The sequence below is a fragment of the Acidovorax sp. SUPP950 genome, from assembly GCF_030158935.1.
In the GTDB taxonomy this organism is placed as follows: domain Bacteria; phylum Pseudomonadota; class Gammaproteobacteria; order Burkholderiales; family Burkholderiaceae_C; genus Paracidovorax.
This window is the reverse complement of sequence record NZ_BQXE01000006.1, coordinates 180,640-203,894: the sequence shown is the minus strand read 5'-3', so window position 1 is coordinate 203,894 and position 23,255 is coordinate 180,640. Positions and strand designations below refer to the sequence as shown.

Genomic DNA, 23,255 nt, shown 5'->3' with positions numbered 1-23,255 from the left:
TGGTTTCGAGACTAATACTCAGAGTTTAAGGAGGATATCGCATGGTTACCAATGCAGCTCCCAGCTACAAGGGAGGGGTAGGGCGAAAAAAGCGTGGAGGCAAAGGCGCCAAGGTTACTTTTATCGAACAGGATGCTCCTATCGATGAATATGGCCGAGGTCTATATGCGGTTTCTCGGTCGGTTCTAAGGGCTTTGATCGATTCACTCTCAGATGAGGATCTCACGGATCTTTGCACGCCCTTAGATCGCGTCACTATGCGGCAGCTCGCTAAAGTAGTTCGCCTCGACCGTGACCAGGGTATGCGAGGTGATGGATTTGAATGGGCAGTCCATGAAGTTATATTGGGGGGCGAACCTCAAGTTATTGAGCCGGTACACCATGCATTGAGAAAGTGCTCGCGAAGCGTTAAAGATGCAGCTCCTAACTCCATTCTTTTCGGTTACGAGCGAGCTAAGTATCTTGGCTTCCTTAATGCTGCTGTCACTGATGCCGGCGCTGATTCTTTTATTCTCCCTGACGGTCAAGGCAGGCCCTTCCGTTTTGGTAAGTGGGTTGCTGAGGCGGCACGTGGAAAGGAAGCTGAAGCCGACTTGGGGGACCGAATCAAACAAATTTGGAAAACCGACCTGTTCTTGTCTTCACAGGACGATGTCCGGCATTTTGCTGCGACAGTGAAGTCGAATTACAAACTTCTTGAAGGAGGTCGTGGGTTACGGGTGGGCATAGTCCCGGAGTCGAAACATAGGGGTAACCGCGGCGGCGGTGTGCGCTACGACGATAAACATGGGCTTTGGGTCGTGTCTCTAGCCGATCCGAACGGCTTCATGGGTCTGTTTTCCGATGCCTATCACGCTGTCGGTAGGGCAATGTGTACTCTTGGTAAGCAGTCCCCCCCGCCTTATTACACTAAACCGAGTGCCAAGGCTCAAGTATTGCAAGCACAATTAGAGAAATATCCCGCCGCTACCGCCCTGGAAATTGAGGATGCTTTGAACGACGCGGCCCAGCAGAAGTTGGTTAAGGCGTCTCATGAACTTATTGGTGTCAATGCTCCGGATTGGTTACATATTAAGGAGATGGCGCCTAAAATAATTTCGCCTAAACCGATATTTAGAAAACTCGACTGATGGCTGTCCCAGTTACTTGGGTGGAAACTGCGCCATTTAATACTGCGTTTTTTCATGGCATGCGTCATTAAAAAGAGGGGTGATGACGAAAATAACCAAAGCTCAACGGCGCTTAAATATGCTTCGGCAACCTCAGCTTCTAAAAATTTATTGGATGCTGGCACCTGTTTTTCTTGCCATATTTATTATATTGGCCTTTAACCGCAGTGAACAATCCTTTAGAGTCTCAGGCATGCTGCTGCAGCTGCTAGGCCTCGTCTGTGTAGTGCGTGGATTGATTGAGCTTCGCCGCGAGTTTCGAATGTCTTCACTGCGCGATGGTGCCATATCTTGGATCAAATGTTTCTGGAGTGGCGAACCAACATATGTCGAGGCAGATGGAATTTTTACCTACTCGTCGCATGTGGATGCACGGATATCAACCGCAATTCCCAATATGGTTCCTAGTGCCAATATAGAAGATCGCCTGGCTCGAATTGAAGCTGCAATGAGAATCGCGGCACATCGCCTTGATGAGGCTGAGCTAAATATGAGCACTGAGATTCGGCGGCTTTCAGAACTTGTAATGCATGAAAGCACGGATAGAAAGTACGCCCTGCTAGAGTTTGGGGGCAAGTTGCAGCAGGTGAGTACGGGCGGAATGGCGTTATCAGCAATGGGAACCGTGTGGATTTTTATTGGGGTTGTGCTTGCATCGGTATCGGTGGAGTTAAATCGCTGGTTTGGCCGCTAGGGAAGGTCTGCATAAATCGCCCCACGGCATCCTTGGCACCGGCGTGAAGCCCTGAGACGATACGGGTAATGAAGCAACACAGCTTGGGCTTGGGAATGACGGCGAAGCGAACGCGGCGGCGGGAATTCCTGTATGAGATGGAGAAGGTCGTACCGTGGGCCGAACTGGTGGCCCTGGTGTCGCCGTACCTACCCGAAGGCAAGCGGGGGCGTCCTCCGTTCCCGTGCGAGACCATGTTGCGCATCCATTTCATGCAGCAGTGGTTCGCGCTGAGCGACCCGGCGATGGAAGAAGCGCTGCACGACATGCCGGTATTCCGCGAGTTCGCGGGCCTGGAAGGCTGGGACGAGTGGCTGCCCGACGAGAGCACGATCCTTCGGTTCCGGCATGTGCTGGAGAAGCACAAATTGGCTGCGCAAATCCTGCAGACCGTCAACGATCTGTTCAGCGCCAAGGGCGTGATGCTCAAGAGCGGCACGGTAGTGGATGCCACCTTGATCGCAGCACCCAGCTCGACCAAGAACAGCAGTGGAGAGCGCGACCCGGAGATGAAACAAAGCCGCAAGGGACAGCAGTGGTACTTCGGTATGAAGTGCCATATCGGAGTGGACGCCGACTCGGGCCTGGTGCATACCGCGCGCGGCACCAGTGGCGCGGTCAATGATGTGACGAGGCCAACAGTCTGGTGCGCGCAAGCGACCGGGATGTCTATGCCGATGCCGGCTACCAAGGCGCGGGCCACCGCCCTGATGCCAGGCGCGACGTGAATTGGCACATCGCCATGCGGCCCGGCAAACGTCGCCTGCTCGACCCGGCCAAACCGATCGAGGCCCTGACCGGGAAACTGGAGCGCGTGAAGGCCAGCATTCGGGCGCGGGTGGAACACCCTTTCCGAGTGATCAAGCGCCAGTTCGGCCGCATCAAGGTGCGCTACCGAGGGCTGGCCAAGAACACCGCGCAACTGCACACGCTGTTTGCGCTGGCCAATCTCTGGATGGTGAGGCGCAAACTGCTGGGAGCCTCGGCATGAGTGCGCCCGCAGTTCCCAAACCGGCCATTCAGGCCGCCAGTTCGGTGCCACAGGCACCGGAACTGAGATGAATCAGGGGTTGGCCGCATCGCATTCCAACTGGCTCAGGGCATCAGCACGTTCGTGCGTGTTTTGTGCAGAGCTTCCTTAGGCAAGGCCGCACCTCGCGGGCTGTTCTCGGCCGCAGATTCTGGCCCTCCGTTTGAGGCTGATAGGGGGCGGGTGTAGCCGGGGCGAATTTCCCGGGGCATGCGGCTGTCAAAGCCGCGTTTCGATGGCGTTATCCCGCCACGGGCCGTGTGCGGTAAAACTGCATCGGCACCGCCTGCATGTCGCGCGCGTGCTGGTTGAGCACCGACTTCTTCATCTTGCCCACCACGTGCATCTCGCACGGCTTGCAGTCAAAGCGCAGAGTGAGCTTTTCCTTGCCGTTGATGAGCTGCAGCGGCTCGGCCTTGATGGTGCCCTTCACGCCGATCACGCCCTTGGCCTGCTTGGGGCACAGGCTCATGGAAAAGCGCACGCAGTGCTTGGTGATCATCAGGCTGACTTCGCCTTCCTCTTCCTTCGACTCGTAGGCCGCGTCGATCACCTTCACGCCGTGCTTCACGTAGAAGTCGTGCGCCTTCTGGTTGAACACGTTGGCCAGATAAGTGAGCGTGTCTTCGGGGAAGGGGGCGGGGGGCTGGACGGGCTCGGCGCGGGGCAGGCGTACGAGGCCGGCGGCGCGCGCGGACTCGAGCGCGGCCACCGCGTCGCGGCGCAGCGGGTTCAATGCCGAGGCCGGCACGAACCAGGGCTGCGACAGGCTCAGGGCGATGTCGTGCACGGAGAACACCGTGGCGCCGAAGCGGCCGAGTTGCTCGCGCAGCGTGGCCTCGGCTTGGGGTCCGTCGGTGGCGCGCTGGTGCGGGTGCACGATCGCCGCGCTGCCGACGAAGCCGTCCTCGTCGGTCAGCGTGAGGTCGAAGCCGTCGGGCGTTTCGGACAGCTGCGCCCACAGGCCGATGCGCCGGTCGCTTGACTTCTTGTCGAGGGTGCGCACCCAGTCCATATCGCGGTTGCGGTTGATCTCCAGCCCCTTTCGCAGGTCCTTGAAGCCGGCGATGGGGTCCTTGGGGAACACGCGCCACAGGCCTTTCCGGGCGTTGACGGCCTCGGCGCGGTTGATCTGCAGGCCCACCAGTTCCTTTTGCAGGTCGTAGTAGCACAGGCCGTCGCCGTTGTGCAGCACAGTGTCGGGGCTGGACAGTTCGAGTTCGGCGAAGTTCTCGCCCACCTTGGTGACCCACCCGATGGCGCGGCCCGGCGTCTTGGGCGTGTCGAACGCGCCGATGTCGTCCTGGCGTCCGTTGACGAAATAGTCGGTGAACTCGCGGTTGAAGTTCTGGTCGGGGTCGGGCGTGAAGGTGAACGTGGTGCGCCCGGACGACGAACGCGCCAGCGGCTCGGCCGAGAACTCGCGCTCTTCGATGATCTCGTCGAGCAGCTTGCGGTAGTGCGCCGTGATGTTCTTCACGTAGCCCATGTCCTTGTAGCGGCCCTCGATCTTGAAGCTGCGCACGCCCGCATCGATGAGCGCCCGCAGGTTGTCGCTCTGGTTGTTGTCCTTCATCGACAGCACGTGCTTTTCGTGGGCGATGATGCGTCCGCTGCCGTCCAGCACCTCGTACGGCAGGCGGCAGGCCTGGTTGCAGTCGCCCCGGTTGGCGCTGCGGCCAGTGTGCGCATGGGTGATGTAGCACTGGCCGGAATAGGCCACGCACAGCGCGCCGTGCACGAAGAATTCGATGGTGGTGCGCGCCGGGTCGGTGGCGGCGCGCACGGCGGCGATCTCCTGCAGGTCCAGCTCGCGCGCGATCACGATCTGCGACAGGCCCGCGTCCTGCAGGAAGCGCGCCTTCTCGGGCGTGCGGATGTCGGTCTGGGTGCTGGCGTGCAGCTGGATGGGCGGCAGGTCCAGTTCGAGCAGGCCCATGTCCTGGATGATGAGCGCGTCGGCCCCGGCGTTGTATACCTGCCAGGCCATCTGCCGTGCGCCTTCCAGCTCGTCGTCCCGCAAGATGGTGTTCAGCGTGACGAAGATGCGGCTGTGGAAGCGGTGCGCATGGCGCACCAGGCGCTCCAGGTCGCGCAGATCGTTGCCCGCGCCGGCCCGGGCGCCGAAGGCCGGGCCGCCGATGTAGACGGCGTCGGCGCCATGGTTGACGGCCTCGATGCCGATGTCGGCGTCGCGCGCCGGGGAAAGCAGTTCGATATGGTGGGGCAGCAGGGACATGGGGCGCGATTATCCCAGCGGGCGCTGCCGGTGCCTACCCGGGCCGGCATTAGCGGCGCGAATGCCCCGCAATCTGCACTGAATTGGTGCGATTTATCCCAAAACCGGTGCGTGGCGGGGCTAGCATACGCACGCTTGGCCGCCGGCCCCGGCGGCTTTCCAACGACAAGGATGGAGACTTTGAGAGTGCTGAACGCTTCCCGACTGAGTTTTTCCCTGCGGTCCACCGCGCTGGCCTGTGCGGCCCTGGTGGCCTGCGGCGCCGCCATGGCCCAGGACGTGCAGACCGTCAAGATCGGCCACGCCGGCCCCCTGTCGGGCGGCATCGCCCACATCGGCAAGGACACCGAGAACGGCGTTCGCCTGGCGCTGGACGACCTGAACACGCAGAACCTGGTGATCGGCGGCAAGAAGATCCGCTTCGAGCTGGCCGCCGAAGACGATGCCGGCGACCCGCGCCAGGCCACGGGCGTGGCGCAGAAGCTGTGCGACCTGAAGGTGGCGGGGGTGGTCGGCCACCTGCAGTCGGGCACGTCCATTCCCGCCTCGTCCATCTACGACAAGTGCGGCCTGCCCCACATCACGGCCGCGGCCACCAACCCCGACCTGACCAAGCCCGGCTACAAGACGACCTTCCGCCTGATCGCCAACGACAGCGCGCTGGGCGCGGCGCTGGCCCTCTACGCGGCGGACCACCTCAAGCTCAAGACCGTGGCGATCATCGACGACCGCACGGCCTACGGCCAGGGCGTGGCGGCGGTGTTCAAGGCCACGGCGCTGCAAAAGGGCCTGACGGTGGTGTCCGAAGAGTTCACCAACGACAAGGCCACGGACTTCATGGCCATCCTCACCGCCATCAAGTCCAAGAAGCCCGACGGCATCTTCTACGGCGGCCTCGATGCCCAGGCCGGCCCCATGCTGCGCCAGATGGAGCAGCTGGGCCTGGGCTCGGTGAAGTATTTCGGCGGCGACGCGCTGTGCACCGAGAAGCTGCCCGACCTGTCGTCCAAGGCGGCCGTGCTCAAGAACGTGACCTGCGCCACGGGCGGGGCCTCGGTCACCAAGATGCAGGGCGGCGCCGAATGGAAGAAGCGCTACGACGCCAAGTTCCCCGGCCAGTTCCAGATCTACAGCCCGTACGCCTACGACGCGGCCATGGTGCTGGTGGATGCGATGAAGCGTGCCGACTCGGTGGACCCCAAGGTCTACGCGCCATTCCTGTCCAAGACCCAGTACAAGGGCGTGACGGCGAACATCGCGTTCACGCCCAAGGGCGAGCTGACGGCGCCGGCCGTGACGCTGTACCACTACCCGGCGAATGCCCGGGTGGCGCTGAACTGATCCTGCACCCGAGCGCGCCCGCCAGCGCGCTGTTCTTCGTTACAGTGGCGGCTCTGTCCGGCGGCGCCGCCGATGCCACTCCCCGTGCGATTTCGATCCCGTGACCCCGTGAATGGGGCGCAGGGTGGAGTCGGCGCGCGGCAGGGCATCGGGCCGCCGCCGGTCGCGCAACACACGGAGAACTGACCATGCGCATGGGATTCGGACTCGTGGGCCTGCTCGTGGCCCTGGCGATCGTCGCCGTCCTCGTGAAAAAGCAGATGGGCGCCACGCGCGCCTCCGTGCCCGTCATCGCGGTGCCGGGCGCCCAGCCGCCGGCCAGCGGGGCCTCGGCTGCCACCGTGCGCGAGCAGAGCCAGCAGGTGCAGCAACAGGTCAAGCGACAGATGGAAGCGCTCATGCAGCAGGCCCGCCCCATGCCGGAAGACGAATCCAAGTGAAATCGGGCCCATGCCGGCGTTTTCCATGCCCTGATAGCTATAAAAATAATAGCAAATGATGGATTCGGCCGACGATGAAGATGCGCGCTGGATGCGCCACGCCCTGGCTGAGGCGCGTGCTGCGGCCGAGGCGGGCGAGGTGCCGGTGGGCGCGGTGGTGGTGCGCAACGGCGAAGTCATTGCCACGGGCCGCAACGCCCCCATCGCCGGCCACGATCCCACCGCGCACGCCGAGATCGCCGCGTTGCGGGCGGCGGCGGCGCGCCTGGGCAACTACCGGCTGGATGGCTGCACCCTCTACGTCACGCTGGAGCCTTGCGCCATGTGCAGCGGCGCCATGCTGCACGCCCGCCTGCCGCGCGTGGTGTACGGGGCGCAGGACGCCAAGACCGGCGCGGCCGGCTCGGTCGTCGATCTGTTCGCCGAGCGGCGGCTGAACCACCACACCCAGGTGCGGCGCGGCGTGCTGGCCCCGGAGTGCGGCGAGTTGCTCAGCGGTTTTTTCCGCGAGCGGCGCAGCCAGCAGCGTGCCCGGGCGCTGTCGGCCCACCCGCTGCGCGATGACGCGCTGCGCACGCCGGACGCCGCCTTCGCCAGCCTGCCCGATTACCCCTGGGCGCCGCACTACTTGAGCGACCTGCCCGCGCTCGCCGGCCTGCGCCTGCACTACCTGGACGAGGGCCCGCGCGATGCCGCCCGCACCTGGCTGTGCCTTCACGGCCTGCCCACCTGGAGCTACCTGTACCGCCACATGCTGCCGGTGTTCGCCGCCGCGGGCGACCGGGTGGTGGTGCCCGACCTCATTGGCTTCGGCCGCAGCGACAAGCCCAAGAAAGAGGCCGCCCACCGCTTCGAATGGCACCGGCAGGTGCTGATCGAGTGGATCGAACGGCTGGACCTGCGCCACGCCGTGCTGGTGGTGCAGGGCTGGGGCGGGGCGCTGGGCCTGACGCTGCCCATGGCCCTGCCCGGGCGGTTCGACGGCGTGCTGGCCATGAACACCTGGCTCGCCGGCGCCGATGCGCCGGTGCCCTCCCGCCTGCAGGCATGGCAGGCCGAATGCGCCCGGGCCGGCCGCAGCGCGGGCGCGGGCCGCCTGGTGGCGCAGGCCGGCAGCCCGCTGACTCCCGAGGCGCAGGCGGCCTACGATGCGCCGTTTCCCGATGTGGGTTTTCGCGCTGCGCTGCGGGCGCTGCCGCAGGCCGTGCCGGAGGAACCCGAGGGCGCCGTCATGGCCCTGGCGGCCCGCCGCTTCTGGCAGGGCGAATGGACAGGCCGCAGCCTGCTGGTGGCCGGTGCGCCGGACGCCGCGCTGGGCCCTGCGGCCATGCAGTCCCTGCAGGCCCTGGTGCGCGGCAGCCCGCCGCCGCTGGCAGTGCCCGGTGCGGGGCATTTCGTGCCGGAGCAGGGCGCCGAAATCGCCGCGCGGGCTGTGGAATACTTCCGACCCTAGCGCGCCGGCCGCACCGGCGCACACACCGCATCCACCGGAGCAGGCCCGCGCGGCCTGAATGCCTTGTCCCTTGCATCCCATGACGACCACGCCCATTGCGGCCACGACCACGGCCCCCGGCACATCTACATCTACTCGCCCTCCGGCGCGGTGCGCGACAAGGCGGCGTTCAAGCGCGGCATCGCCCGCCTGAAGGCCCTGGGGCACGAGGTCGAGGTGGATGCCGATGCCCTGGCCACGCACACGCGCTTTGCGGGCGACGACGCCACCCGGCTGGCGGCCATCCACCGCGCGGCGGCCAGCGGCGCCGACCTGGCCCTGATCTCGCGCGGCGGCTATGGCATCACCCGCATCCTGCCGGGCATCCGCTACAAGGCGGTGGCCAAGGCGGTTGCGGGGGGCACGCGCTTCGTCGGCGTGAGCGATTTCACGGCGTTCCAGAACGCACTGCTGGCCAAGACCGGCGCCATCACCTGGGCCGGCCCCTCGCTGTGCGGAGACCTGGGCCCGGAAGGCGAGCCCGACGACATCATGCTGGCCTGCCTGGACGACCTGCTCACCGGCCACGGCGAGGGCAGCGGCTGGCGCATGAACGCCGAAAAGCCCAACGCCGCCGGCCAGCCCGCGGTGCGCGACGTCTACCTGAAAAGCGCGCAGCTGTGGGGCGGCAACCTCGCCGTGCTGGCCGGGCTGGTGGGCACGCCCTACCTGCCGGCGGTGCGCGGCGGCATCCTCTTCATCGAGGACGTGAACGAGCATCCCTACCGCGTGGAGCGCCTGCTCACGCAATTGCTGCACGCGGGCGTGCTGGCGCAGCAAAAGGCCGTGATCCTGGGCCAGTTCACCGGCTACAAGCTCGCACCGCACGACAAGGGCTTCAAGCTGCAGAGCGTGGTGGACTGGCTGCGCACGCAGATCAAGGCGCCGGTGCTGACCAACCTGCCTTACGGCCATGTCGCCACCAAGGTGCTGCTGCCGGTGGGCGCCACGGTGTCGCTGTCGGTCGAGGGGCGCGACGCGCTGCTGTACTGGGGCCACACCCACTGAGGAACGCGGGCGGTGCCACCTTCCATGCCCCGCTGCAGGCCGCCCGAGCCGGCCCCATAATTTGCATTCCGTTTCCATTCTCTCCCCTCCGTGCCTCGTCTGTTCGCGTGTTGCGTGCACGCATCCCTGATCTTTGAAGGCCCTGGCGCCACCACGCGGCCAGGCGCTCGCCGGAAGGCCGCGCCATGACGGGCGGCGCGGTGCACACCGTCGTGTTCGCCGACATCGCGGGCAGCACCGCCCTGTTCGAGGCTGTGGGCAACGCACGTGCGACCGCCGCCGTGACCCAGCTGACCGATTGGATCGGCGAGACCGTCACCACCCATGGCGGCCGCGTGGTCAAGACGCTGGGCGACGGCGTGCTCGGCGTGTTCGAGGACGGCGCGGCCGGCGTGGCCGCCATGGCCGCGATGATGCGCAGCCACCACCACCGCATGCACGCCTGGCCGCGCGAACTGCGCCTCGACCTGCGGGCGGGCCTGGCCAGTGGCGAGATCGTGCAGGTGGACGGCGATTGCTACGGCGACGCGGTCAACGTGGCCGCCCGGTTGTCCGAGCGTGCTGGCCCGCGCGAGATCTGGGCCACCGAAAGCACCGTGGAGCAGGCGGGAGCGGTGGACGGCACCTGGTTCGTGCGCCTGGGCGCCATGGACCTGCGCGGGCGGTCCGAGCCCATCGTCATGTACCAGGTCGAATGGCGCGATGGCGAGGAGGGCGATTCGGTCACCATGCAGGCGGCGCTGCCCAGCGCGGTGATGCCGCTCGATTCCGGCAGCGCCTGCCTGGAATTGTCCTGGGGCGGCGCGCACCGCGCCTTCCTGTCCACGCAAACGCCCGTGCACCTGGGCCGCGCCACGCAGGCCCAGGTGCATGTGGGCGACCCCCGGGTCTCGCGCCTGCATGCCCGCATCGACTGGCGCAACGGCACCTTCGTGCTCACCGACCTCAGCAGCTTCGGCACCTGGGTGCACTTCGGGGGCGGCAGCACCGTCGTCAACCTGCGCCGCGACGCCTGCCTGCTGCATGGCACGGGGGTGATCGCCCTCGGGGTGCCGCTGGGCAAGGTGGCCGGCGGGCCGACGGTGGGCTTTCGCGTGTCGGGCGGCACCGTGCTGCCGCACTGACGCGGCAGCGCCGGGATCTTTCCATCTGCCTGCCCGTGGGGCAGGCCCAGCACCCAAACCAAAGCGAGTTGCCCCATGCACCATGCACCGTTGATCGAACTCACCCGTGGCGGCATTCCCGAAAGCCTGCATGCCGGCTCGGTGGCCGTGGTGGACCGGCTGGGCCGTCTGCTCGCGCAGGTGGGCGACCCATGCGCGCGGGTGTTCACCCGCTCCACCATCAAGGCCTTCCAGGCCCTGCCGCTGCTGCGGTCCGGCGGCGTGCACGCCCTCGCCTGGGGCGAGCGCGAACTGGCCTTGCTGTGCGCCAGCCACAACGGCGAAGCGCAGCACGTGCAGGTGGTGCAGGGCATGCTCGACAGCGTGGGCCAGGCCCACACCGTGCTGCGCTGCGGCTGCCACGTGCCGCTGTTCGCGGCGCTCGAGCTGGGCACGCTGGCGCCCGGCGCCGTGCACGACGAGCGCCACCACAACTGCAGCGGCAAGCATGCGGGGTTCGTTGCGTACTGCGTGCAGCAGGGCCTCTCCTTGCCCGACTACACCGACCCTACGCACCCGCTGCAGACCCAGGTGCGCGAGCAGGTCGCCAGCGCCGTAGGGCTCGCACCCGAAGAGCTGGCCATGGGCATCGACGGCTGCTCGGCGCCCAACTACGCCATGCCGCTGGCGCACCTGGCGCGGGGCTACGCCCGGCTGGCCGGCGAAGCACCGCAGGACAGCGACCTGGGCCCGCACCTGGCGGCGCTGGCCGATGCCATGGTGGCGTTTCCTGCACTGGGCTCGGGCACGGGGCGGCACGATGCCGACTTCATGCGGGCCGGCGGGGGCGACTGGGTGTCCAAGACGGGCGCCGATGGCGTGCAGGTGCTGGGCAGCCGCAGCCGGGGCGAGGCCTTCGCGCTCAAGGTCATGGACGGCAACATGACCGCGCAGATCGCCGCCGCCGTCGAGGTGCTGGACCAGCTGGGCTGGATGAATGACGCCCAGCGCGCCGCCTTGGCGCCCTGGCGTGCCGCGCCGTTGCTGAGCGCACGGGGCATGCCCGTGGGCGAGCGCCGCCCGGTGTTCCGGCTGGAGCGCGCCGCCGTTTGAGGCCGACAGGCCGCCGCCGCTTTACGGATAAGCGCTGGCCGCTGCAAAAACAGTCGCAAAAGACCAAGTGTCCGGCAGGATGTACGCCACGCCCGCCGACTGGCCGAACACAGGGGCGATGAGCCGGTCGTAGAACGCCGCGTCCACATTCACGCAGCCGTAGGAAATCCGCTTGTCCTCGGCGCTGCCATGCACGAGCCGCTCGCGCCGGCGCTCTGCGGGGCTCACGCTGCGCAGCCGGTGCAGCGACACGGCGGCGTCGTAGTCGATCCAGACGATGTCGTCGCCGCGCAGGTTCAGCCCCGGCTCGGTGATGAAACGGCCGGCCGGGGTGGTGCGCTCCTCGGGCCGGATCTTCGACAGGGGCTTGTCGCCGATGCCGGGCACCGAGGCGTCGCCGCGGGCGGAGCCCAGCAGCACGGCCGCGCTGCCGCGCCAGCGCCCGTCGGCGGCAAAGACATGCAGGCGCGCGCCCAGCTTGTCGATCACGGCGAACGGCAGGCCGCCGTGGTCGGCCGTGCCCTGCACCCACCGCACCAATTGCACCGCGGTGTCGGAGGTGCCCTCTGGCGGCCACGTCGCGCCGGTGCCAGCCCGTAATCCGTCAACGGGCAGCAGCCCCAGGGCCGCTGCGGCGATGGCGGCCCTGCGCGAGAGGGCGGCGGCGTGGGTCGGGGCGGCGGGCGGTCCGGTCATGCGGTGATATTGGATGGCCAGGCAGAAACGGCCCTGGCAAGTAGCGAAGAAGTACCCAAAAAGTCCCAAGGGGTGGAAAGTGCCGTGCATGCTGGCGCGTGCGAGCAGAGGGGGCCGGTTTGGGCGAATAATGGCTGCTTCTGCCGAGCCTTTGCCCTGATTTTTTCACACCATGTTCGAGCGCTTTCGCAAAGCCTTCGCCTTGGGCCCACGCCCCGACGATCCTCCGCGCCCCGTATCGCTGGAGGACACCGAGCAATGGGCGGCCGCGCAGGGCCTGGCTTTCTCGCGTACCGCGGAGCCTGGCGGGTTCCTGATGCTGGGCCAGTACGAAGGGCGCACCTGGCGCCTGGAGTGCGGGGCGCCGCAGCGCCACTACCTGAGGGGCACGGAACTGCGCGCACGCATCGATGTGGGCGTGGAGCCCGACGTGGCGCTGATGCTGGTATCCCGCCCCCTCAAGGAGGCACTGGAACGCGAAGCCTACGGTGCCTTCACCGACACGCTGCAGACCTCGTTGCCAGGGGACCTGCCCGAGGAAGTGCGCTGGCTCGCCATGTTCGAGGAGATGGCGTGGCCCGGCGTGCCGCTGCCTTTCTGGCAGCATTTCGCGGTGGTGGGCGAGGGCGGCCTGCACGCCAAGCGGTGGGTGCAGCCGTCCATGGTGTCCCATCTGCTGGAGATGCTGCTGCCGGCCCAGGGCGAGCCCGATGAAGCGGGCACGCGCGCGCCGAAAGCGCCGCCGCTGATGCTGATGGTGGCGCGCGGCAAGGTGTCGCTGCGCATCGAATACCCGGGCGACCACCTGCAGACACTGGCCGATGCGGTGATGCTGCTGCACGAGGCTGCCCGCTGTGCCCTGCAGCACCTGCCGCAGGGCACAGCGAAGAACTAGGACCGGCTGGCACGAATTGCGCCGAGGCGGATTCGCTGCGACCGTGAATGCAGGGAGATCGCAGCGGCTCGCTGCGGGCCGATCGAACGCGGTCTTCCAACGCGGCGAGCCAAGGCTGGCCTGACGAATCGGCAAGTGCTCAGCGCAACGGGACCTGCCCGTCGGTGCTGGGATTTCAGCCCCATTTCCCCATCGGGCCACCCCTGCGTGATCGCATGCGCAGGGTGCGCCTCGCGATGCGGTAGTGGCCGCCATCGCGCCGGACGAGGGCAAAACAACACTATCCAAAAATGCCAGGCCCCGTGCAGATTGACAAAGAAACTGCTCGGGACTCGCATCGATATGGCATCTCCTGTAAAGGGCGCAGTCCTAGACTCGTTTCACCTCAACACAGCAGATCTGCCCATGATCTTCAAACCTCGATTCATCAGCTTCGACTGCTACGGCACGCTCATCAACTTCGAGATGGGGCCGACGGCAAAGATCCTGTTCAAAGACCGGGTGGCGGCCGATCGGATGCCTGCGTTCCTGGACAGTTTTCGGGCCTATCGCCTCGACGAGGTGCTGGGCGACTGGAAGCCTTTCTACGACGTGGTGGCGAACGCCATCCAACGTGCCTGCAAGGCGCACGGCATCGAATGCCTGGTATCGGATGCTGCCGCTTTGTACGACGCCGTGCCGACCTGGCAGCCACACCCGAACGTGGTGGAAGTGCTGGAGGCGATTGCGCCAGAAGTACCGCTGGTCGTCCTGTCGAACTCGATGGTCGACCTGATTCCCCACAGCGTCGCGCACCTCAAGGCCACCTTCCACGCGGTCTATACCGCCGAGGAAGCGCGCGCGTACAAGCCGCGCATGCAAGCCTTCGAATACATGTTCGACCGGCTGGGATGCGGGCCCGATCAGATGATGCATGTCTCGTCGAGTTTTCGTTATGACCTGATGACGGCGTCCGACCTGGGGTTCATGGCCAAGGCCTTCATCGACCGGGGCCATGAGCCTGCGTCGAGCGACTACGGCGTGTGCCGCCTGACAGACGTTCGCCAGCTTCCTGCATTGCTCGGACTCTGATGCTCCGCCTCGACCCCCACCTGGGAACCCATGGCGCGATGCGTGACCAAGCCGCGGCATTGAGCACGGCAGCGCCCCAACTGGCGCCAGCCGAGGTGCAGCGGCTGGTGAAGCGCCTCTACGGCCTCGACGTCGGCGTGAGGGCACTCGCTGGCGAGCGCGACCAAAACTGCGCGTTGGAATCGGCCGACGGCGCGCGCTACGTGTTCAAGATCAGCAACCCCTCGGAGCGGGTGGAACTGGTCGATTTCCAGATCGCCGCCATCGAGCACATCGCCCGCACATCGCCCGGCCAGCCGGTTCCGCGCGTGGTGCGGATGCTGGACGGACGCGCGCGCGATACCGTGGACCTCGCCGGGGGCATCCGGACCACCGTGCGCATGCTCACCTACCTGGATGGCATCCAGATCCGGGAGACACCGCGCACCGCTGCCCAGCGGGTGGCGATGGGGCAAGGCCTGGCCGCGCTGAACCTTGCCCTGCAAGGCTTCACGCACCCGGCGGCGGCCCATGATCTGCTGTGGAACGTGTCGGCAGCGCATCGTCTGACCGTCCAGCTCGACAGCCTGGTGGAAGGCCCGAGGCGCGTGCTGGCCCAGTCGTTCATGGCCCGCTTCATCGACCACGTGCTGCCTCGCCTTGCTTCGTTGAGGGCGCAGGTGATCCATAACGACTATCACCTCTACAACGTGCTGGTCGCGCCGCACGACCCGTCGCGCATCACCGGCATCATCGACTTCGGCGACATGCTGCACGCGCCACTGGTCGGCGAGGTGGCCACGGCGGCGGCCTTCCACATGGCCGGCTGCGCCGATCCGTTCGAAGGGCCGGCGCAGTTCGTCAGGGCCTACCAATCCGTTGTGCCGCTGACCGAGCCGGAGCAGGAGATCGTCGCCGATCTCATGGCAACGCGCCACCTGATCACGGCCTTGATCTCGGAGTGGCGGGCCTTGCGCTATCCCGAAAACCGCGACTACATCATGCGGCACAACCCGGCGGCCTGGCAGGCGCTGTCGCAGATGGCAGACCTTTCCCGCCACGAGGCGCGCGACCGCCTGTTGACCCCCACACCCACTGAAACCCCGCCATGAAAACCACTGCTGATTTCAATATGGTCAATGCCTACATCCCCGGCCGAGCCCAGGTCGGCCCCGCCACCGAGGCCATGATCGATCGGCGCAATGCGCTGCTCGGCCCGGCCTACCGGCTGATGTATGAGCATCCGCTGCACATCGTGCGCGGTGACGGCGTTTGGCTGATGGACCCCCAGGGCCGCCGCTACCTCGACGCCTACAACAACGTTACCTCGCTCGGTCATTGCCACCCTGCAGTGACCGAGGCGATCTGCCGCCAGGTGACGACGCTCGCGACCAACACGCGCTACCTCCACGACACCATCCTCGAACTGGCCGAGCGCCTGCTGGCCAGCGTGCCGGGCACGGATCTGGCCCACCTGATGCTGACTTGCACCGGCAGCGAGGCCAACGACCTGGCTTATCGCATCGCCAAGGTGCGCACCGGCGGCACGGGTGTGATCGTCACCGACACGGCATACCACGGCATCACGGACGCCGTGTCGCAGTTCTCGCCCTCGCTGGGCCCGACCGTCGATCTGGGGGCGCACGTTCGCCTGGTGCCGGCGCCGCGCCGTTACCACGCCGAGGGTGCCGACCTCGGCGAGCGCTTCACGCGCGACGTCGAGGCGGCCATCGCCGACCTGCAGCGCCATGGCATCCGGCCGGCCGCCTTGATCGTCGATTCGCTTTTCACCAGCGACGGCATACTCCCCGAGCCCGCGGGCTTCCTGAAGGGGGCAGTCGAGGCGATCCAGCGCGCTGGCGGGCTGTTCATCGCCGACGAGGTGCAGCCTGGCTTCGGCCGCACGGGCGAGCATCTGTGGGGCTTCCAGCGCCATGGCCTCGTTCCCGACATCGTCACCATGGGCAAGCCCATGGGCAACGGCCAGCCGATCGCCGGCATCCTTGCGACAGCCGATGCCCTAGCGGAATTCGGCAAGAACTCCCGCTACTTCAACACCTTCGCCGGCAACACGGTCTCATGCGCAGCGGCCCTGGCGGTGTTGGAGACCATCGAGCGGGACCGACTGGTGCCGCACGCGGCCAGGATCGGCCGATTGCTGCTCGACGGCATCGCGGGGCTTGCCGCGAAGTACGAGGCCATCGGCGACGTTCGGGGGGCGGGGCTCTTCGTGGGCGTCGAACTGGTATCAAACCGGGCGACGCGGGCGCCGGAGCGCGAACTCACCAGCCGGGTCGTCAACCGGATGCGCGACAAAGGCGTGTTGCTCAGCGCGTGTGCCCAGGGACACAACGTGCTCAAGATCCGCCCGCCGCTGGTGTTGTCGGCGGAGCAGGCCGGCATGGTTGTCCAAGCGCTCGACGAATCGCTGGCCGAGACATGCACCACAAGGCAAGGCGGCTTGGCCATACGATAGCGCCATGAAATCGGCCATCCTGTTCGATCGGTTTGACCTCAAGATCCTCGCGCATCTTCAGCGCGAGGGGCGCTGCTCGAACGTCAATCTGGCCAAGTCGGTGGGGCTGAGCCCCAGCCCGTGTCTCCTGCGCACGAAGCGGCTGCAGGAGATCGGACTGATCCGTGGCTACAGCGCCGACATCGCGCTCGAAAAACTGGGGGATCACGTCATCGTGTTCTCCGAGGTCACCATCGGCAGCCACCGGCCGCATGATTTTCGAAAGTTCGAGGAAGGCGCCGGGAAGTACCAAGAGATCGTCGAGTGCTACAACGTCAGCGGCGGATACGACTACCTGCTCAAGATCGTGGTGTCGGGCATCGGCGCTTTTCAGGCGCTGATGGAAAAGATGCTGGAAGACGATATCGGCATCGAGCGTTTCGCTTGCCGGATTGTCCTGCGCCAACCGCATGGACGGCGCGAGTACCCCTTGGGGGCCATTGCGGCTCGGCAACGTTGGGAGTGACGGTGGGCTCCGGGTCGGGGGCGCCCCGTGCCGATTCTCGATGCCATGGAAAAACGCCCCGTGATCCGGGGCGATCGCAACCTCTTGGAGTGGAGTCTGAAGGGCAGGGGTCCGGGATGCGTGGGCCCCTGCACCTTGGGGCTGCAGGCTGTCAGCAGCCGCGGGTGATGGGCGGCTCCACGCTGCTGCCGTAGGTTCCGTACTTGCCCAGTTCCCACTTGGCGATGGCGTTGCGGTGCACCTCGTCCGGGCCATCGGCAAAGCGCAAGGTGCGCGCGTTGGCATAGGCATAGGCCAGCGGAAAGTCGTCGCACATGCCGCCGCCGCCATGCACCTGCATGGCCCAGTCGATCACCTGGCAGGCCATGCTGGGCGCGACCACCTTGATCATGGCGATCTCGGTGCGTGCGACCTTGTTGCCGGCCACGTCCATCAGCCACGCCGCTTTCAAGGTGAGCAGGCGGGCCATGTCGATCTTGCAGCGGGCCTCGGCGATGCGCTCCTGCGTCACCGTCTGCTGCGAGACCGGCTTGCCGAAGGCGACGCGGCTGCTGGCGCGGCGGCACATCAGCTCGAGCGCGCGTTCGGCCAGGCCGATGAGCCGCATGCAGTGGTGGATGCGGCCCGGGCCCAGTCGGCCCTGGGCAATCTCGAAGCCGCGGCCCTCGCCCAGGAGGATGTTGGAGGCGGGCACGCGCACGTTCTCGAACACCATCTCCACGTGCCCGTGGGGCGCGTCGTCGTAGCCGAACACGTTCAGCGGGCGCATGACGCGGATGCCGGGCGTGTCGGCGGGCACCAGCACCATGCTCTGCTGGGAGTGGCGGGCCGCTTCCGGATCGCTCTTGCCCATGGTGATGAACACCGCGCAGCGCGGGTCCGCCGCGCCAGATATCCACCACTTGCGGCCGTTGATGACGTACTCGTCGCCCTGGCGTTCGATGCGCGTCTCGATGTTGGTCGCGTCACTGGAGGCCACGTCGGGCTCGGTCATGGCGAAGGCCGAACGGATCTGCCCCTCCAGCAGCGGCTTGAGCCAGCGCGCCTTGTTCTCCTCGCTGCCATAGCGGGCGATGGTCTCCATGTTGCCGGTGTCCGGCGCGGAGCAGTTGAACACCTCGCTGGCCCACGGCACGCGGCCCATGATCTCGGCCAGCGGCGCGTATTCCTGGTTGGTCAGCCCGGCGCCGTCATAGCCCGAGGCGGCGGCGCTGTCCACCGGCAGGAACAAATTCCACAGCCCGGCGGCGCGGGCCTTGGGCTTGAGCTGCTCGATGGTGTTCAGGGCCGTCCAGCGCTTGCCGGCGGCGGTGTTGGCCGCCAACTCGGCGGCATAGGCGGGCTCCGAAGGGTAGATGTGGTCGTCCATGAACTGCCGCAGGCGTGCCTGCAGGTCCTGGGTCTTCGGTGAGTAATCAAAATCCATCGCGGTCCTCCGGTTGAAAGGCTTGGGGGCAGGCCGGCGGTGCTGCATCGCCGGCCGTGGTTTCACATGCGCTGGGCAAACCCCCAGGCCATCTGGGCCAGGGGCCGGGCGCCTTCGCCCGAGGTGCGTGCCTGGGCGCTGGAGGCGGTGCCGGCTTCCACCCGCTTGGCGATGCCTTGCAGGATCGAGGCCAGGCGGAACAGGTTGTAGGCCAGGTAGAAATTCCAGTCGGCGCGCAGCGCCTCGGGCGTGGTGAAGCCGGTGCGCTCGCAATAGCGGCGGATGTAGTCGGCCTCGTCCGGAATGCCCAGTGCCGCGATGTCCAGCCCCGCGATGCCGCGGAACATGCCCGGCGGGATGTGCCAGGCCATGCAGTGGTAGCTGAAATCAGCCAGTGGATGGCCCAGGGTGGACAGCTCCCAGTCCAGCACCGCGATCACGCGGTTCTCGGTGGGGTGGAACATCAGGTTGTCGAGCCGGAAGTCGCCATGCACGATGGACACGCGGTTCTCGTCGCGCGCGCTCTCCGGAATGTGCGCAGGCAGCCACTCCATGAGCCGGTCCATCTCCTCGATGGGCTGGGTGATGGAGGCCGCGTACTGCTTGCTCCAGCGACCGATCTGCCGGTCGAAGTAATTGCCTGGCTTGCCATAGCCGGCCAGGCCCCGGTCGGCGAAACGCACCGTGTGCAGTGCCGAGATCACGCGGTTCATCTCGTCGTAGATGGCGCCGCGCTCGGCCGGTTGCAGGCCGGGCAGCGACTGGTCCCACAGCACACGGCCTGCCATGAACTCCATCACGTAGAACGCCCGGCCGATCACCGACTCGTCCTCGCACAGCACATGCATGTGGGGCACGGGCACGTCGGTACCGGCCAGCCCGCTCATCACCGCGAACTCGCGCTCGATCGCATGGGCCGATGGCAGCAGCTTGGCGACCGGCCCGGGCTTGGCGCGCATGACGTAGCTGCGGCCCGGCGTGACGAGCTTGTAGGTGGGGTTGGACTGGCCGCCCTTGAACATCTCCACCGTCAGCGGTCCGGCGAATCCATCCAGGTTTCGGCCCAGCCAGTCGCTCAGGGCCCGGGTGTCGAACGCATGCTGATCGGAGACGGGCCGGGTGCCGATGAAGTGGTCGTAGTTGCTCATGGAGTGCGGTGGAGGTGGGAGGCCGGGGGGTCGGTCAGTTGTCGGTTTCTGCGATGCGCATCAGGGCTTCGCGGTCACGCACCACGAGGCCGCCCGGCTCGATGCGGATGGCGTCCTCGCGCTCCATCGATTTGAGTTCCTGGTTCACGCGCTGGCGCGAGGCGCCCAGCAATTGCGCCAGCTCTTCCTGCGCCAGTTGCAGGCCAATGCGCATCTCGCGTCCGTCCGAGAGGCTGGGAATGCCGTAGCTGCGCACCAGGTGCAGCAACTGCTTGGCCAGCCGCGCGCGCAGGGGCAGGGTGTTGAGGTCTTCCACCAGGCCGTAGAGCTGGCGGATGCGCCGCGCATGCAGGCGCAGCATGGCTTCGTAGAACTCCACGTGCGCGCTGAGGATCTTGCGGAAGTCGGCCTTGGCCACGCACAGGATGGTGGTGTCGCCATGGGCATAGGCATCGTGCGTGCGGCGGTCCCCGTCGAAGATCGCCACGTCGCCGAACCAGATGCCGGGCTCCACGTAGGTCAGCGTGATCTGCTTGCCCGAGATGGAGGTGGAACTCACCCGCACCGCGCCGCGGGCGCACGCGATCCATTCCTCGGGCGGATCGCCGCGGGCGGCGATCAGGCCGCCGTCCTTGAAGCGTTTGACGTACGCGCATCGGAGAATGTCGTGCCGCAGAGAAGGGGAGAGGGAAGAGAACCAGCGACCGGTATTGATCGCTTCACGTTCTTCGATGGTAAGAATGGGGTCGTCCATTGGTCTGTCTTTTGGGTGACTGGTATCGCTTTCATTGTCGCGCCCGGGACCGGTGCGCCTGCTGCTCGTTGTCCCGGGGCTGTCGCCTGCGTGTCTGGCACGCGCGCACGGCCACGCCGCGACGCGCCGGGAGGCGCGGCACGAAGACGATGGCGGAACTCAGGGGCGGCGATTCGAGGCGAAATACCCCGATGCCGGCGATTTATATGCCCTGATTGCTATCGTATTAATAGCGCGCTGGGCGCTTCTCCAGAAAGGCGGAGATGCCTTCACCCGCGTTGGGGTGCTGCAGGTTGCGCACGAAGTGCTGGCGCTCCTGGGCCAGCTGTGCGGTCAGCGTGTTCTGCGGCGCCTCGCTGATCAGCTCCTTGATGCTGGCCAGCGCATTGGGGGCGCGTGCGTTCAGGGTGTCCGCCAGTTCCAGCGCGCAGGCCAGGGCCGAGCCGGCCTGCGACAGCCGGTTGACCACGCCCAGGGCGTGCAGGCGTTCGGCCTCCACCTTGCCGCCGCCCATGAGCATTTCGCTGGCCAGTTGGCGTGGCACGGCCTGGGCCAGGCTCCAGCTTGCGCCGCCGTCGGGCGACAGCGCGATGCTGCTGTAGGCCATGGTGAAGGTCGCGTTGCGCGCCGCCACGACGAGGTCGCAGGCCAGCGCCAGCGAGAAGCCCGCGCCGGCTGCAGCGCCCTCGACCGCGGCGATCACCGGCTTGGGGTAGGCGCGGATGGTTTCGATCCAGTGGTGCAGCGCTTCCACGCCCTGCGCCTGCGATTCGGCATCTTCCTGGCGCCGCGCCAGCAGCCGCTGCAGGTTGCCGCCCGCGCAGAACGTGCCGTCGGCGCCGGTGATGACCACGCTGCGCACCTCCGCGCTGCGCTCGGTGCCGTTCAGGGCTTCGATGCCCGCCGCGTAGATGGCCGGATCGAGCGCGTTGCGCATTTCCGGATGGCGGATGGTCAGCACGAGGGTCTGTCCGTGGCTGGTGCTCTGGAGTTGTGCGGGCATGGGCGCTTTAAGTAAAGAAGAGGCGGGCAGGGCCGGCGGTGCGCCGGCCCGCAGGGAAGATCGGTGGGTTCACTCTTCTTCGTGCAGCAGGCTGAGCCCGATCGCGCCGCGCCGGCGCAGCCAGGGGCTGGGCCGGTAGCGCGTGTCGCCATACACGGTCTGCATGTTGAACAGCACTTCGAGGATGTTGGTCGGTCCCCAGCGATTGCCCATGGCGAGGGGGCCCATCGGATACCCCAGGCCCAGCGTGACCGCCGTTTCCAGGTCGGCCGGGCTGCAGATGCCCTGCTGGCAGATGTCGCTGGCGATGTTCACGATGGTGGCCACCACGCGCTGCGTGACGAAGCCGCCGCTGTCGCGGATCACGCTCACCGGCTTGCCGTCGCGGGCGAACAGCGCGTGGGCCGCGTTGCGGATGTCCAGGCGCGTGGCGGGGTTGGTGGCCAGCACGCGGCGCCTGGTGGCAGGGTCTTCCACCAGCATGTCGATGCCCAGGGTACGTGCCGGGTCGAGCCGCTCCACCACGGCCACCGTGGTGATGTCGAATCCCAGGGGCGCCACCAGCGTGATCGCGTTGGGAGAGGGCGAGGTGCCGGTTTCGATCTGCGCGCCCAGGTCCTTGAGCAACTGGTACAGCTCGGCCCGCCGCGCGGCGCGGGGAGACACCCAGACCGGCGGTATTTGGTCCACGACCGGCGCGGCGGGCTCCGCGGGCACCTGCGCCACGCCGTCGGCATAGCGGAAGAAGCCTTCGCCGGTCTTCCTGCCAAGCATGCCACCGGCCAGGCGCTGGGCGGTGATCACGCTGGGGCGGTAGCGGGGCTCCTCGAAATACTGGTGGTAGACCGACTCCATGACCGGATGCGAGACATCGAGCGCGGTCAGGTCCATGAGTTCGAAGGGGCCGAGCTTGAAGCCGACCTGGTCGCGCAGGATGCGGTCCACCGTGGCGAAGTCGGCAATGCCTTCGCTCACGATCCGCAGCGCCTCGGTGCCGTAGCCGCGTCCCGCATGGTTGACGATGAAGCCCGGCGTGTCCTGCGCCTGCACCGGGGTGTGGCCCATGCAGCGGGCGTGCGCGGCAAGCCGCTCGCACACGGCGGGGTCCGTGCGCAGGCCGGCGATGACTTCCACCACCTTCATCAGCGGCACGGGATTGAAGAAATGGAAACCCGCCAGACGCTGGGGGTGTTGCAGCGCCGCACCAATGGCCGTCACCGAAAGCGAGGACGTGTTGCTTGCCAGCACGGCATCTGTGGCGACAATGCGCTCCATCTGTGCAAAAAGCGACTGCTTGGCGTCGAGCCGTTCCACAATGGCTTCGACGATCAGGTCGCATGGCGCCAGACCTTCCAGCGAGGACACCGCCGTCAACCGCGCCTGCCAGTCGCCGGCCTGGGCTTCGGTAATGCGGCCCTTGCCTACGAGGCGCAGCCATTGCTGCTTGATATGGTCAATCGCTTCGCCTGCTGAGTTAGGCTTGGCATCAAATAGAAGAACATTGCTGCCGGCCTGTGCCGCCATTTGGGCAATGCCCTGGCCCATGGCACCGGTGCCTATGATGCCCACGAAGGAAAATGGGTTGCTGGTCATGGGGCGCATTATGGCGGCGGCGTATTGGGGAGGACTTATGT

At 66.6% G+C, this 23,255-nt stretch carries 21 protein-coding genes; 14 read left to right on the top strand and 7 right to left on the bottom strand.

The features are described from left to right. The first annotated feature begins 41 nt into the window (after positions 1-41). From AVME950_RS20755 to AVME950_RS20745, 3 genes are all read left to right on the top strand, one after another. Positions 42-1,130 (top strand): hypothetical protein, encoded by a 1,089-nt coding sequence (locus AVME950_RS20755; protein WP_284431241.1) that lies wholly within the window; start codon positions 42-44, stop codon positions 1,128-1,130. Positions 1,131-1,212: 82 nt separating this feature from the next. Next, complete coding sequence (locus tag AVME950_RS20750) at positions 1,213-1,863, top strand: hypothetical protein (protein ID WP_284431240.1); 651 nt, start codon at positions 1,213-1,215, stop codon at positions 1,861-1,863. 68 nt (positions 1,864-1,931) lie between these two features. Beyond that, a protein-coding gene (locus AVME950_RS20745; RefSeq protein ID WP_284431239.1) for an IS5 family transposase occupies positions 1,932-2,893 on the top strand; the annotation gives its coding sequence in 2 pieces (ribosomal slippage) (positions 1,932-2,532 and positions 2,532-2,893; 963 coding nt in all). A 280-nt stretch (positions 2,894-3,173) separates the two neighbouring features. On the opposite strand, the gene AVME950_RS20740 is transcribed toward AVME950_RS20745, so the two are convergent. Further along, on the bottom strand, positions 3,174-5,171 hold the full coding sequence (locus tag AVME950_RS20740) for a peptidase U32 family protein (RefSeq protein ID WP_284431238.1): 1,998 nt from the start codon (positions 5,169-5,171) through the stop codon (positions 3,174-3,176). A 186-nt stretch (positions 5,172-5,357) separates the two neighbouring features. Between AVME950_RS20740 and AVME950_RS20735 the strand changes: the two genes are divergently transcribed. From AVME950_RS20735 to AVME950_RS20710, 6 genes are all read left to right on the top strand, one after another. Then, positions 5,358-6,512 carry a branched-chain amino acid ABC transporter substrate-binding protein gene (locus AVME950_RS20735; protein ID WP_502869434.1) on the top strand — a complete coding sequence of 385 codons (1,155 nt, stop codon included), beginning with the start codon at positions 5,358-5,360 and terminating at the stop codon, positions 6,510-6,512. A gap of 188 nt (positions 6,513-6,700) precedes the next feature. After that, a complete protein-coding gene (locus tag AVME950_RS20730; RefSeq protein ID WP_284431237.1) occupies positions 6,701-6,952 on the top strand; it encodes a hypothetical protein in 252 nt (83 codons plus the stop codon). 58 nt (positions 6,953-7,010) lie between these two features. After that, the gene (tadA, locus tag AVME950_RS20725) at positions 7,011-8,405 is read left to right on the top strand and encodes a tRNA adenosine(34) deaminase TadA (protein WP_284431262.1); all 1,395 of its coding nucleotides are present in this window, start codon (positions 7,011-7,013) and stop codon (positions 8,403-8,405) included. 63 nt (positions 8,406-8,468) lie between these two features. Then, complete coding sequence (locus AVME950_RS20720) at positions 8,469-9,452, top strand: LD-carboxypeptidase (RefSeq protein WP_284404537.1); 984 nt, start codon at positions 8,469-8,471, stop codon at positions 9,450-9,452. Positions 9,453-9,637: 185 nt separating this feature from the next. Further along, entirely contained in the window at positions 9,638-10,576 is a 939-nt protein-coding gene (locus tag AVME950_RS20715; RefSeq protein WP_284431236.1) for an adenylate/guanylate cyclase domain-containing protein, read from the top strand. Positions 10,577-10,651: 75 nt separating this feature from the next. Next, a complete protein-coding gene (locus AVME950_RS20710) occupies positions 10,652-11,668 on the top strand; it encodes an asparaginase (RefSeq protein ID WP_284431235.1) in 1,017 nt (338 codons plus the stop codon). A 21-nt stretch (positions 11,669-11,689) separates the two neighbouring features. Here the strand turns inward: AVME950_RS20710 and AVME950_RS20705 are convergent, their stop codons facing one another. Continuing rightward, positions 11,690-12,364 carry a hypothetical protein gene (locus AVME950_RS20705; RefSeq protein WP_284431234.1) on the bottom strand — a complete coding sequence of 225 codons (675 nt, stop codon included), beginning with the start codon at positions 12,362-12,364 and terminating at the stop codon, positions 11,690-11,692. Between the two features lie 202 nt (positions 12,365-12,566). Here AVME950_RS20705 and AVME950_RS20700 point away from each other — a divergent pair, with 202 nt between their 5' ends. The 5 genes from AVME950_RS20700 (at position 12,567) to AVME950_RS20680 (ending at position 17,290) form a co-directional block, all read left to right on the top strand. After that, positions 12,567-13,259, top strand: coding sequence for a hypothetical protein (locus tag AVME950_RS20700; RefSeq protein WP_284431233.1), 693 nt, complete (start codon positions 12,567-12,569; stop codon positions 13,257-13,259). 405 nt (positions 13,260-13,664) lie between these two features. Then, positions 13,665-14,330, top strand: coding sequence for a haloacid dehalogenase type II (locus tag AVME950_RS20695; protein WP_284431232.1), 666 nt, complete (start codon positions 13,665-13,667; stop codon positions 14,328-14,330). A gap of 38 nt (positions 14,331-14,368) precedes the next feature. Beyond that, on the top strand, positions 14,369-15,421 hold the full coding sequence (locus AVME950_RS20690) for a phosphotransferase (RefSeq protein WP_284431231.1): 1,053 nt from the start codon (positions 14,369-14,371) through the stop codon (positions 15,419-15,421). Beyond that, positions 15,418-16,785 carry an aspartate aminotransferase family protein gene (locus AVME950_RS20685; RefSeq protein ID WP_284431230.1) on the top strand — a complete coding sequence of 456 codons (1,368 nt, stop codon included), beginning with the start codon at positions 15,418-15,420 and terminating at the stop codon, positions 16,783-16,785. Before AVME950_RS20690 ends, AVME950_RS20685 begins: the two co-directional genes overlap by 4 nt. Before the next feature lie 4 nt (positions 16,786-16,789). Next, positions 16,790-17,290, top strand: coding sequence for an Lrp/AsnC family transcriptional regulator (locus AVME950_RS20680; RefSeq protein ID WP_284431229.1), 501 nt, complete (start codon positions 16,790-16,792; stop codon positions 17,288-17,290). Positions 17,291-17,441: 151 nt separating this feature from the next. On the opposite strand, the gene AVME950_RS20675 is transcribed toward AVME950_RS20680, so the two are convergent. From AVME950_RS20675 to AVME950_RS20655, 5 genes are all read right to left on the bottom strand, one after another. Next, complete coding sequence (locus AVME950_RS20675) at positions 17,442-18,716, bottom strand: acyl-CoA dehydrogenase family protein (RefSeq protein ID WP_284431228.1); 1,275 nt, start codon at positions 18,714-18,716, stop codon at positions 17,442-17,444. A 62-nt stretch (positions 18,717-18,778) separates the two neighbouring features. Then, on the bottom strand, positions 18,779-19,864 hold the full coding sequence (locus AVME950_RS20670; RefSeq protein ID WP_284431227.1) for a phosphotransferase: 1,086 nt from the start codon (positions 19,862-19,864) through the stop codon (positions 18,779-18,781). A gap of 34 nt (positions 19,865-19,898) precedes the next feature. Further along, positions 19,899-20,618: a Crp/Fnr family transcriptional regulator gene (locus AVME950_RS20665; protein WP_092743762.1), complete on the bottom strand. Its 720-nt coding sequence runs from the start codon at positions 20,616-20,618 to the stop codon at positions 19,899-19,901. Between the two features lie 226 nt (positions 20,619-20,844). Continuing rightward, positions 20,845-21,621: an oxepin-CoA hydrolase, alternative type gene (locus tag AVME950_RS20660; protein WP_284431226.1), complete on the bottom strand. Its 777-nt coding sequence runs from the start codon at positions 21,619-21,621 to the stop codon at positions 20,845-20,847. A gap of 69 nt (positions 21,622-21,690) precedes the next feature. Next, positions 21,691-23,214 (bottom strand): 3-hydroxyacyl-CoA dehydrogenase, encoded by a 1,524-nt coding sequence (locus AVME950_RS20655; protein WP_284431225.1) that lies wholly within the window; start codon positions 23,212-23,214, stop codon positions 21,691-21,693. Between the last annotated feature and the right edge of the window lie 41 nt (positions 23,215-23,255).

What these genes read in the sequence shown, in the direction of transcription:
- AVME950_RS20755 (WP_284431241.1), top strand. Translation starts at nt 42, where the DNA reads ATGGTTACCAATGCAGCTCCCAGCTACAAGGGAGGGGTAGGGCGAAAA.
- AVME950_RS20750 (WP_284431240.1), top strand. Translation starts at nt 1,213, where the DNA reads ATGACGAAAATAACCAAAGCTCAACGGCGCTTAAATATGCTTCGGCAA.
- AVME950_RS20740 (WP_284431238.1), bottom strand. Translation starts at nt 5,171, where the DNA reads ATGTCCCTGCTGCCCCACCATATCGAACTGCTTTCCCCGGCGCGCGAC.
- AVME950_RS20730 (WP_284431237.1), top strand. Translation starts at nt 6,701, where the DNA reads ATGCGCATGGGATTCGGACTCGTGGGCCTGCTCGTGGCCCTGGCGATC.
- tadA (WP_284431262.1), top strand. Translation starts at nt 7,011, where the DNA reads ATGGATTCGGCCGACGATGAAGATGCGCGCTGGATGCGCCACGCCCTG.
- AVME950_RS20715 (WP_284431236.1), top strand. Translation starts at nt 9,638, where the DNA reads ATGACGGGCGGCGCGGTGCACACCGTCGTGTTCGCCGACATCGCGGGC.
- AVME950_RS20710 (WP_284431235.1), top strand. Translation starts at nt 10,652, where the DNA reads ATGCACCATGCACCGTTGATCGAACTCACCCGTGGCGGCATTCCCGAA.
- AVME950_RS20705 (WP_284431234.1), bottom strand. Translation starts at nt 12,364, where the DNA reads ATGACCGGACCGCCCGCCGCCCCGACCCACGCCGCCGCCCTCTCGCGC.
- AVME950_RS20695 (WP_284431232.1), top strand. Translation starts at nt 13,665, where the DNA reads ATGATCTTCAAACCTCGATTCATCAGCTTCGACTGCTACGGCACGCTC.
- AVME950_RS20690 (WP_284431231.1), top strand. Translation starts at nt 14,369, where the DNA reads ATGCGTGACCAAGCCGCGGCATTGAGCACGGCAGCGCCCCAACTGGCG.
- AVME950_RS20685 (WP_284431230.1), top strand. Translation starts at nt 15,418, where the DNA reads ATGAAAACCACTGCTGATTTCAATATGGTCAATGCCTACATCCCCGGC.
- AVME950_RS20680 (WP_284431229.1), top strand. Translation starts at nt 16,790, where the DNA reads ATGAAATCGGCCATCCTGTTCGATCGGTTTGACCTCAAGATCCTCGCG.
- AVME950_RS20675 (WP_284431228.1), bottom strand. Translation starts at nt 18,716, where the DNA reads ATGGATTTTGATTACTCACCGAAGACCCAGGACCTGCAGGCACGCCTG.
- AVME950_RS20670 (WP_284431227.1), bottom strand. Translation starts at nt 19,864, where the DNA reads ATGAGCAACTACGACCACTTCATCGGCACCCGGCCCGTCTCCGATCAG.
- AVME950_RS20665 (WP_092743762.1), bottom strand. Translation starts at nt 20,618, where the DNA reads ATGGACGACCCCATTCTTACCATCGAAGAACGTGAAGCGATCAATACC.
- AVME950_RS20660 (WP_284431226.1), bottom strand. Translation starts at nt 21,621, where the DNA reads ATGCCCGCACAACTCCAGAGCACCAGCCACGGACAGACCCTCGTGCTG.
- AVME950_RS20655 (WP_284431225.1), bottom strand. Translation starts at nt 23,214, where the DNA reads ATGACCAGCAACCCATTTTCCTTCGTGGGCATCATAGGCACCGGTGCC.